We start from the raw sequence: 9,086 nt of genomic DNA, 5'->3' as shown, positions 1-9,086 counted from the left end.
GCTCACCCCTGGACGCATACCCCTAGGGGGTATACATTGAAGGCGTGGGAGGCCCTGTGGCGGGTCACACTGGACGGGACAGGGGATGAAGGTCATGGAGCACACCGGTCATCACGGCGACACCACGCACGACCACGCCGCTCACGGAAGCCACGAGAGCCACCAGGGGCACATCGGTCACGCGGCGCATCACGGCACCCACGACGCCCGCCCCGGGGCCTCGTGGTCCATGGCGGTGAAGGCGACCCTGCACTGCCTGACCGGCTGCGCCATCGGCGAGATCCTCGGCATGGTCATCGGCACCGCGCTGCTGTGGGGCAACGTGCCCACCATGATCCTGGCGATCACGCTCGCGTTCCTGTTCGGCTACTCGTTCACCCTGTTCGCGGTGGTCCGGGCGGGCCTGGGCCTCAAGTCCGCGGTCAAGGTGGCGCTGGCCGCCGACACCGTCTCGATCGCGGTGATGGAGTTCGTCGACAACGCCATCATCGCCCTCACCCCGGGCGCGATGGACGCCCACCTGTCCGACGGGCTGTTCTGGTCGGCCCTGCTCGGCGGGTTCGCGGTCGCCTTCGTGGTCACCACCCCGGTCAACAAGTGGATGATCGGCCGCGGCAAGGGCCACGCCGTCGTCCACGCCCACCATCACTGAGCACCGGACACGTTTGCATTCCCCGGCCGGACCAACCCGGCAGGGACCGAGGACGGCCGGGGCACGGCCGCCCCGCCCCGCGCCGCCCCGCGGCGCCGGACCCCGCCGACTGGAGGAGGCGACCGATGACGACGACCGTCAAGGACATGCTCGCGACCTACCCGGCCGACCTGGGACAGGTGGACCGCGACAAACTCACCCGGTGCATCGAGGAGTGCGTCGCCTGCGCCCAGGCGTGCACGGCGTGCGCGGACGCCTGTCTGTCCGAGGGCATGGTCGGAGAGCTCACCAAGTGCATCCGCACCGACATGGACTGCGCCGACATCTGCAACGCCACCGCCGCCGTCCTGTCCCGGCACACCGGCTACGACGCCGACGTCACCCGCGCGATCCTCACCGCGTGCGCCACCACCTGCAAGGCCTGCGCCGACGAGTGCTCCGCGCACGCCGACATGCACGAGCACTGCCGTCTGTGCGCCGAGGCCTGCCGCTCGTGCGAGCAGGCGTGCAACGAGCTCATCCAGGCACTCGGCTGACCCCTCGTCTGCGGGGAGCCGCGGCGGGTAGCCGGGCTCCATGGGTGACATCCTGGTGGGGACCTGTTCGTGGACCGACCGGGCACTGGTCGGCAGCGGCTGGTACCCGGTGGGTCGGCGGGATGCCGAGGGACGGCTGCGGTACTACGCGGAGCGGTTTCCCGTCGTGGAGGTGGACGCGTCGTACTACGCCCTGCCCTCCGAGCGGAACAGCCGCCTGTGGGTGGAGCGGACGCCGGACGGGTTCGTGTTCGACGTCAAGGCGTTCTCGCTGCTGACCGGACATCCCACGCGCGGTGCGGTGATGCCCGGCGGACTGCCGCCCGACGCGCGCGACCCGGCGGTCCTGGACGAGGTGTGGGCGCGGTTCGCCGAGGGCATCGGGCCGTTGCGCCGGAGCGGGCGGCTGGGGAGCGTGCTGTTCCAGTTCCCGCCGTGGCTGCGGGCGGGGGCGCGGGGCGAGGCATTCGTGGAGGAGTGCGCGCGGCGCGCCGACGGGTGGCCCCTCGCCGTGGAGTTCCGGCACCCCTCGTGGTGGGAGGCGGGACGCGCCGAGGCCACGTCCGCTCTGCTCGCCCGGTGCGCGATGGCCGCCGTCGGCGTCGACATGGTGCAGTCGCTGCCCTCGTCCGTACCGCCGGTCACGCCCGTCACCTCCCCCCGCTTGTCCGTGGTGCGGTTCCACGGGCGCAGCGCCGCCTGGGGCACGGGCAGCAAGGAGGACCGGTTCCGGTACGCGTACGGAGCGGACGAACTCGGGGCGTGGGTGCCGAGGCTGCGCCGGCTGGCCGACCGGGTCGAGCAGGTGCACGTGCTGTTCAACACGTGCTGCGGGGACGCCTCCGTGCGTGCCGCCGAGCTCATGAGCGGACTGCTCGGGCGGCCCGTCGACGAGCGCCCGTCGGCGAGCGGCCCTTCAGCGGGTGATCCGCACCTGGCGTGACTCGCTCGCCTGGTCCAGCTCGGAGACCCTGACCGTCGCCTTCATCGTCCAGGTGCCTTCGAGGGGCAGGGTGAGATCGTTGGTGGCCCAGTAGCCGCCCCGGTCGGTCAGCCCGGCGTCGATGGGCCCGACGTCCTTCGCGGTGAGGGTGAAGGACAGCCGGAGCTCCGGTACGGCCACCAGGCCGCCGTCGGCGCCGAAGACCACCGCCTGGACGCCGTTCTCGCCCACCCGGCCCGGGTCCAGCGTGATCTGCACCCGGCCCGTGCCGCCGGGGACGCCGACGTCGTAGGGGATCGTGACCGCCGACGCGCCGGGGAGTCCGGCCACCGGAGCCGCCTCGGCGGCCTCGGCCTCCGCACGGGCCGGGAGGGTGCCGGTCAGCACCGTCGTGATCAGCAGCACCACGACGCCCACGGCCGCCTCGACCAGCACGGACAGCCGCAGGGCCCGACGGTGGCGGTCCGGCTCCCCGTTCCCCGGCTCCCCGTTCCCCGGATTCTTCTCCGGGCCCGCCCCCGCCGCTCCCACCGGTTCCGGCACCCGTTCCGCCACCGTCACCGCCACCGGTGCCTCCGCCGTCACCAGGCGTGCCGTCCGGCGGCGCGACAGCCCCGCCGCCGCCAGCAGGACGGCCGTCACGACGAGTTTGGCGGTCAGGGTCCTGCCGTACGACGTCTCCGTGAGCGCGGTCCAGGAGCCGAGGCCGCGCCAGGACCGGTAGACGCCGGTGACGACGAGGACGGTCACCGAGGCGAGGGCCAGGCGGGAGAAACGGGTGAGCGTGGCGGCGGGCGGCGGGGTCCTCGCGCGGTACAGGGTGAGGAGCAGGGCCGTCAGGCCGCCGAGCCAGCACGCCATCGCCAGCAGGTGCAGGACGGACGACGTCATCGCCACCGGGACCTGGATCCCGGCGGCGGCGTGCTCGGCCGCCGCCCAGGTCAGGGCGAGGCCGACGGACAGGGCGGCGCCCGCCGCCAGGCGCGCGCGGGACGCCCGGCCCGGTTCCGGCACCGGTTCCGGTTCCGGTGCGCGACGACGGGAGACGTGGAGGAGGGCCGCCGCCGTCAGCAGGAGCAGCGCCAGCCGGGCCAGCAGGGCGAGTCCCGGGCGGCCGGTGAGGGTGCGGGCGAAGGCGGCGGCGTCGAAGGCGGCGGCCGGTGCCGTCCCGGCCTCGTACGGGGCGCGCAGGACGAGGAGGACGACCGTGGCCGTCAGCAGGGTCCACCAGCCGGTGAGCAGCGGCAGCCGCAGCGGGGCGGTGTCCGGCGGACGGCACAGGGCCGCGAACGCCGCCGTGCCGATGAGCAGGGCGGCGGCGAGGTACGCGAGATGGCGGGCGGTGTCGTGGAGGCTCGCGGTGACCGGGTGCTCGGCCCGCTCCGCGGGCACCGCGGGTGCGGTGGGCGAGGGCTTGCCGACGGAGAAGGTGAAGGCGCCGGAGACCGGGTGGCTGTCGGCGGAGACCACCCGCCAGGCCACCGTGTAGGTGCCCTCGGCGAGCCCGCCGGGCAGGCCGACCCGGGCGGTGTCGGGGGCGCCGTCCGCGTGCCGCGGCTCGTCCAGGGGCACCCGGCGGTTGTCGGGGCCGTAGACGCGGAAGGAGTCCTCGAGCAGGCCGACGGACTCCGTGAAGGTCAGGGTGACGTGCCGGGGGGCGGACGCGACGACGCTTCCGTCCCCGGGGTCGGTGCCGCGGAGGGCGGCGTGGGCGCTCGCCGGGGCCGCGCCGCCGAGGAGGAGCAGGACCAGCACGGTGCCCAGCAGCACCAGCCGGGGGAGCCGCCGGGTCCCGCGGCCCGCCGCCCGGTCCCGCCGGCCCCCGACCGCCGCCCCGCTGTGCCGTCGCTCCACGTCGTACCCGCCTCCCGGCCGCCCGGCTCCGGGTTACGTACGGATGCGGGGCCCGGTGTGCTCATCGTCCGGCTCACCAGGTCGGCCGGGCCGAGACCCCTCCGTCCACCACCAGGTCGTGGCCCGTCACCCAGGACGCGAGCCGGGAGGCCAGGAACACGCAGGCGTCGCCGACGTCCTCCGGGCGGCCGAGCCGGCCCACGGCGGACGCCTGCCGCCAGCGGCGCACGCCCTCCGGCCAGGCGTCCGCCAGCCCCTCCCGCTCGATCAGACCGGGCGAGACCGTGTTCACGCGGATCCCCCACGGGCCGTACTCCAGGGCCGCCGCGCGGGCGTGCATCACCACGGCCGCCTTGGACGCGCAGTAGTGGGCGTGACCCGGCGCCGGGCTGTGCGCCTCGACGGAGGCGACGTGGGTGATGGAGCCGCCCTGCGCACGCCCGCCGTGCTCCCGTTCCCGCTGGTCCCGCATGAGCTCCGCCGCCGCCTGGGTGCAGGCGAAGACGCTGGTGACGTTGGTGTCCACGACCTCGCGCCACTCGGCCGCCGTCATCCCGGCGAGTTCCCGGACCGGCTGCACCCCCGCGCTGTTGACCAACGCCGTCAGCCGGCCCCCGCCCCACTCCGCCGCCTCGGCGACCAGGCGGCGGCAGGCGTCCTCGTCGGTCAGGTCGGCGCGCAGGACGACGGCCTCGCCGCCCGCCGCCCGGATGCGGTCGGCGGCCCCGTGCGCGGACGACACCGCCGTACGGCAGTGCAGCGCGACCGCGGCGCCCTCCTCGGCGAACCGCAGGGCGATGCCCCGGCCGATGCCGCCGCCCGCGCCGGTGACCAGGGCGACCTGCCCCTCCAGCAGTCCCGGCCGGTTCATGACCGGCACAGGGCCGCGATCCGGTCCGCCTGGTCCGGGTAGCGCGCCGTCAGCTCCGCCGCGTCCCCGTGCTCGTAGCCCTCGTAGGTGAAGCCGGGCGCCATCGTGCAGCCGAAGAGCGTCCAGGCCCCGCCCTCCGCCACCCGCGCCCCCATCCAGGTGCCGGCGGGCACGGTGAGCTGGACGTGCTGGCCGCCGAGGACGTCCGGGCCCAGCACGGGGGTGCGCGCGGTGCCGTCGGGGGCGAGGAGGAGCATCCGGAGCGGGTCGCCGAGGTAGAAGTGCCAGACCTCGTCGGCGGGCAGGCGGTGCAGGGCGGAGAAGTCTCCCGGCCCGTCGGTGAGCAGGGCGACGACGGCGGTGCCCTCGGGCCGGCCGTCGGGCCGCTCGGGACCCGCCCAGGTCCGCCGGAACCGTCCGCCCTCGCGGGGGATCGGCTCCAGTCCGTAGTGGGCGACGAGGTCGTCGGGGGTCACGCGCCGAAGGCTACCTCGCGGGTGAGGAAGGCGAGTCGGGCTTTCTTCGCCGGGAGATACACGTCGGGCAGGTCGACCTCCGGCAGCACGACCTCGGGACCGGCCGTGAAGCCCTGCTTCAGGAAGCGGGCGACCGCCTTCTCGTTGGCCACGTCGGGGTCGACCACCACGCGCTCGCGGCCCAGGCCCAGCAGCACGTACGTGATGATGGCGGCGGTCAGCCCGCCGGTCCAGCCGGGACGTTCCCCGCCCGGCTCGGCGGGGGCGAGCAGCAGGTGGACGCCGATGTCGCCGGGTTCGACGGGGTAGCACTCGCCGACCCGGTCGGCCTCCGGCTCGTATGTCTGGAGCAGCGCGGCCGGTGTGCCGTCCTTGAGGACGAGGAAGGCGTGGTGCGTGTCGAGCGTGTCCATGTGGGCGTAGATCTCGGCGACCCGCTCCTCGGTGAGGCCGTTCATGCCCCAGAAGGCGGCGCGTTCCTCGCTCACCCAGCGGTGCAGCAGGGGGGCGTCGGCCCGGGCGTCCAGCGGCAGGATGCGCACGGCGCCGAAGCCGTCGACCACCTGCTCGTGGACGGCCGCGCGGGAGGCGTAGGGGTCGGACATCGGTCTCCTCGTCGGTCGTTCCTCGGTTCTTCGCGAAAGCCCGTCGGCTTCCCTGTGCAGCCGGTCCCAGTCGGTGACGACCGGGACCAGGTCCCCCGCAAGCCACAGGGGCTGCTGGTCGCGGTGGTGAGGGGATCCGGGGATGCCCGAGACGCCGAACGGCACCACCCAGCGGCTATCCTCGCGCCGGGCCAGGTCCCAGACGTACCGGGCGGCCGGGCCGCGCGCGGCGAGGTCGGTCAGGCCGGGCACGGCGGAGGTGCACAGCACGCAGTCGTGGTCGCCGGACAGGCCGGGCTCGTCGTACGGCGTGGCCGGGGGCAGGGCCCGCCAGGGGACCAGGCGGTGGGTGTCGCCCCAGGTGCCGGCGGGCGGCCGGGCGGCCACCTCCTCCAGGGCCGCGCGGACGGCCGCCGGACGGTCGACACCGAACAGCTCCTCCGCGGTGAGGAGGTGTTCGAGGGCGTGGCCGATGCGCGGGACCAGCGCGAGCCAGGGCCGGAAGACCTCCGGGTACGCGGGCGGCGTGGCCGCCGCGGCGAACGCGGGGTGCGCCGCGAGGTGCCGTACGACCGCGCCGCGCACCGCCGCGAAGGCGGCCGCGTCGGCGCTGTCCGCGTCCATGCGGCGGTTCCAGCGCAGGAGGCGGTCGCGCAGGGAGGCGGCCGGGCCGCTCAGGCCCGTGCCGTCGAGGGCCGCGAGGCGGTCCAGCAGGGCGGCGGCGGAGGCGAGGTGGGTGTCCGTGTGGATCGCGGGCATGTCGGCGGCGGACCAGCGCTCCCGCCCGGCCAGCAGCGCGGTGATGCGGTCGGCGCGGTGCGGCGGGGCGAACTCGACGCCGAGCGGGGCCGCGGGGCCGCGCTGGTTCGCCATCACGGCGACCCCGTCGGTCAGTCCGGCGCGCGGTGGCTCGTGCCAGCCCCGCCACTCGTGACCGGGCTCCCAGGCCGGCACCAGGCGGGTCCGGTTGGCCTCGGAGCGCACCGGGACCCGGCCGGCCACCCGGTGCAGGGTGCCGCCCTCGGTGTCGGCGGCCAGGAGCACGTTGACCGGCTCGGCCCACCGGTCGGCGGCCCGGTCCACGTCGGCGACGCGGCGGGCCCGCAGCAGCGGCAGCAGGGCGCCGAAGCCCAGGTCGCCGGTGACGCGGGGCGGGTAGCGCAGGGCGACGGCGAGCGGGGGTCCGCCGGGCCGGGACACCCCGTCGTCGAGGCCCTCGGGGCCGCCGATGACGACCGGGCCGCGGTCGGTCTCGACGACCTCGACCTCGACCGGCTCCTCGCCCGCCACATCGACGGTCTCGGTGTGCCGGGCGGCCCGGTGCCACGTCCCGTCCGGGCCGAGCGCCTCCACCCCGGCGCCGGTGCGCCGCAGCCGCTCGCGGTAGAGGTCCTGGTAGTCGGCCATGGCGTTGGTGATGGCCCAGGCGACCGTGCCGGTGTGGCCGAAGTGGGCGATGCCGGGGACACCGGGCACGGCGAGGCCGACGACGTCGAACTCCGGGCAGGAGAGGCGGACCTGCTGGTAGACGCCGGGGTCCTCGATGAAGCGGTGCGGGTCTCCGGCGATGACCGCCTGCCCGGTGACCGTGCGCTCCCCGGCGACGAGCCAGCCGTTGCTGCCCGAGGTGCCGGGGCCGTCGGTGGCGAACAGGCCGACGGCGTCCGCGCCGAGGTGGGTGGCGACGTGCTCGCGCCACAGCTTGGCGGGGAAGCCGGCGAAGAGGATGTGGGTGGCGAGCCAGATCCCGAGCGGGGTCCAGGGCTCCCAGCGGCCGGGGGCGAGGCCCACGCGGGCGAACTCGGGGGCGGTGGCGGTGCCCAGCCCCTCGTTCACGCCCGCCACGTAGGCCCGGACCCAGTCGGCCGTCTCCGGGTCCCGCCGCTCCAGTCCGGCCCAGCAGCGGCGGGCCGTGTCGGCCAGGCGGGCGCGGCGGACGAAGCGGTCCCAGGACAGGGCCTCGGGGCCGAGGAAGGACGCCGAGGTGCCCTGCGCCCGGTGCCGTTCGACCTCCAATTGCCAGGCCCGGTCGAGGGCGGTGACCCGGCCCTGGACGCGGGCGAGTTCGTTCGCGTCGTCCGCGCGCAGATGGGGGATGCCCCAGGGGTCCCGAAAGATCTCGCCGGCCACTGTGCCCTCATTTCACTTTAGGTTAGGCTCCCCTAAGTAAGCCGTGGCGGAATCGTACGCGAAGGGTGAGGACGCGATGGGGCAGGGGCGGGGTTGGGAGGGCGCGGTCCTCAAACTGCTGCGCGCGAAGGACTTCAGGTTCACCGTGACGGGGGCCGAGGACGTCACCGCCGCGTACCGGCGGGTGCACTTCGCCGACGGCGGGATGCTGGCGGCGACCGGCGTCCACCCGACGATGTGGGTGCGGCTGTGGTTCGACAACGCGGGCAGGCCGCACCAGCGGGCGTACACCCTGGTCGACCCGGACCCGGCGGCCGGCACCTTCAGCCTGGAGTTCGCGCTGCACGAGGGGTGCGCCAGCGACTGGGCACGGACGGCGAAGCCCGGGGACACCATCGAGGCCACCGTGCAGGGCACGGGGTTCGAGGAGCCCAGCCCCGCCCCCTCCCACGTCTTCGCGGTCGGCGACCCGGCGTCGCTGCCGGCCATCAACTCGCTGCTCGGCGCGCTGGGTTCCGCTCCGGCGACCGTCTGGTTCGAGGGCACGCTCGACGGGCTGCCCTGCCGGGCGGACCCGGAGCGGCACGAGGTGCGCGAGGTGCCCCGGCAGGAGGCCGGGGCGGCGCTGGTCGAGCGGGTGCGGGCCGACCTGCCCGAGCTGCTGCGGGCCAGCCCGGACCCGTACGTCTGGATCTCCTGCGACACCACGACCACCCGGGCGCTGTCGGCGTTCGTCCGCAAGGAGCTGGGCGTGCCCAAGCAGCGGATGCACGCGCTGGGGTACTGGCGCGCGAGCTGAACCGCGAGGCGGTACCGGCGCGGTGGGCGGGGCCGCGACGCGCGGCCACCGGGGCGCCGGGGCGGTGCCGCTCCCCGCCCCGGGCCGGGACCCCGGTGCCGTCCCGCGGCAGGAACCCCGGTGCCGCCGGACCGCCCACCGCGCCGACCGGTCGAGCGGCGTTCCCGGTGCCTCCCGTTTTCGGGTGGTTTTTTCGGCGTCGTACTCCGTCGCCGTGGCT

8 protein-coding genes are annotated in these 9,086 nt (G+C 75.6%); 4 read left to right on the top strand and 4 right to left on the bottom strand.

Annotation, left to right across the window (positions count from 1 at the left end; all coding sequences use genetic code 11):
* Positions 1–94 precede the first annotated feature (94 nt).
* The 3 genes from RIM90_RS08255 (at position 95) to RIM90_RS08245 (ending at position 2,131) form a co-directional block, all read left to right on the top strand.
* On the top strand, positions 95–652 hold the full coding sequence (locus tag RIM90_RS08255; RefSeq protein ID WP_309059922.1) for a DUF4396 domain-containing protein: 558 nt from the start codon (positions 95–97) through the stop codon (positions 650–652).
* A gap of 125 nt (positions 653–777) precedes the next feature.
* Positions 778–1,188, top strand: a complete 411-nt coding sequence (locus tag RIM90_RS08250) for a four-helix bundle copper-binding protein (RefSeq protein ID WP_309059921.1) — start codon at positions 778–780, stop codon at positions 1,186–1,188.
* A gap of 40 nt (positions 1,189–1,228) precedes the next feature.
* A complete protein-coding gene (locus RIM90_RS08245; protein ID WP_309059920.1) occupies positions 1,229–2,131 on the top strand; it encodes a DUF72 domain-containing protein in 903 nt (300 codons plus the stop codon).
* Here the strand turns inward: RIM90_RS08245 and RIM90_RS08240 are convergent.
* The 4 genes from RIM90_RS08240 to RIM90_RS08225 form a co-directional block, all read right to left on the bottom strand.
* On the bottom strand, positions 2,105–3,901 hold the full coding sequence (locus RIM90_RS08240; RefSeq protein ID WP_309059926.1) for a copper resistance protein CopC: 1,797 nt from the start codon (positions 3,899–3,901) through the stop codon (positions 2,105–2,107). The two genes, RIM90_RS08245 and RIM90_RS08240, sit on opposite strands and share 27 nt — an antisense overlap.
* 157 nt (positions 3,902–4,058) lie before the next feature.
* Positions 4,059–4,856 carry an SDR family oxidoreductase gene (locus RIM90_RS08235; protein WP_309059919.1) on the bottom strand — a complete coding sequence of 266 codons (798 nt, stop codon included), beginning with the start codon at positions 4,854–4,856 and terminating at the stop codon, positions 4,059–4,061.
* Positions 4,853–5,332: a cupin domain-containing protein gene (locus RIM90_RS08230; protein ID WP_309059918.1), complete on the bottom strand. Its 480-nt coding sequence runs from the start codon at positions 5,330–5,332 to the stop codon at positions 4,853–4,855. Before RIM90_RS08230 ends, RIM90_RS08235 begins: the two co-directional genes overlap by 4 nt.
* The gene (locus tag RIM90_RS08225; RefSeq protein WP_309059917.1) at positions 5,329–8,067 is read right to left on the bottom strand and encodes a GNAT family N-acetyltransferase; all 2,739 of its coding nucleotides are present in this window, start codon (positions 8,065–8,067) and stop codon (positions 5,329–5,331) included. Before RIM90_RS08225 ends, RIM90_RS08230 begins: the two co-directional genes overlap by 4 nt.
* 76 nt (positions 8,068–8,143) lie before the next feature.
* Here RIM90_RS08225 and RIM90_RS08220 point away from each other — a divergent pair, with 76 nt between their 5' ends.
* Positions 8,144–8,866: a siderophore-interacting protein gene (locus tag RIM90_RS08220; protein WP_309059916.1), complete on the top strand. Its 723-nt coding sequence runs from the start codon at positions 8,144–8,146 to the stop codon at positions 8,864–8,866.
* Positions 8,867–9,086 lie beyond the last annotated feature (220 nt).

Source organism: Streptomyces sp. (assembly GCF_031181555.1).
Taxonomy (GTDB): domain Bacteria; phylum Actinomycetota; class Actinomycetes; order Streptomycetales; family Streptomycetaceae; genus Streptomyces; species Streptomyces fimbriatus.
The sequence above is the reverse complement of the archived record's forward strand: the minus strand, read 5'-3'. Positions and strand labels throughout refer to the sequence as shown.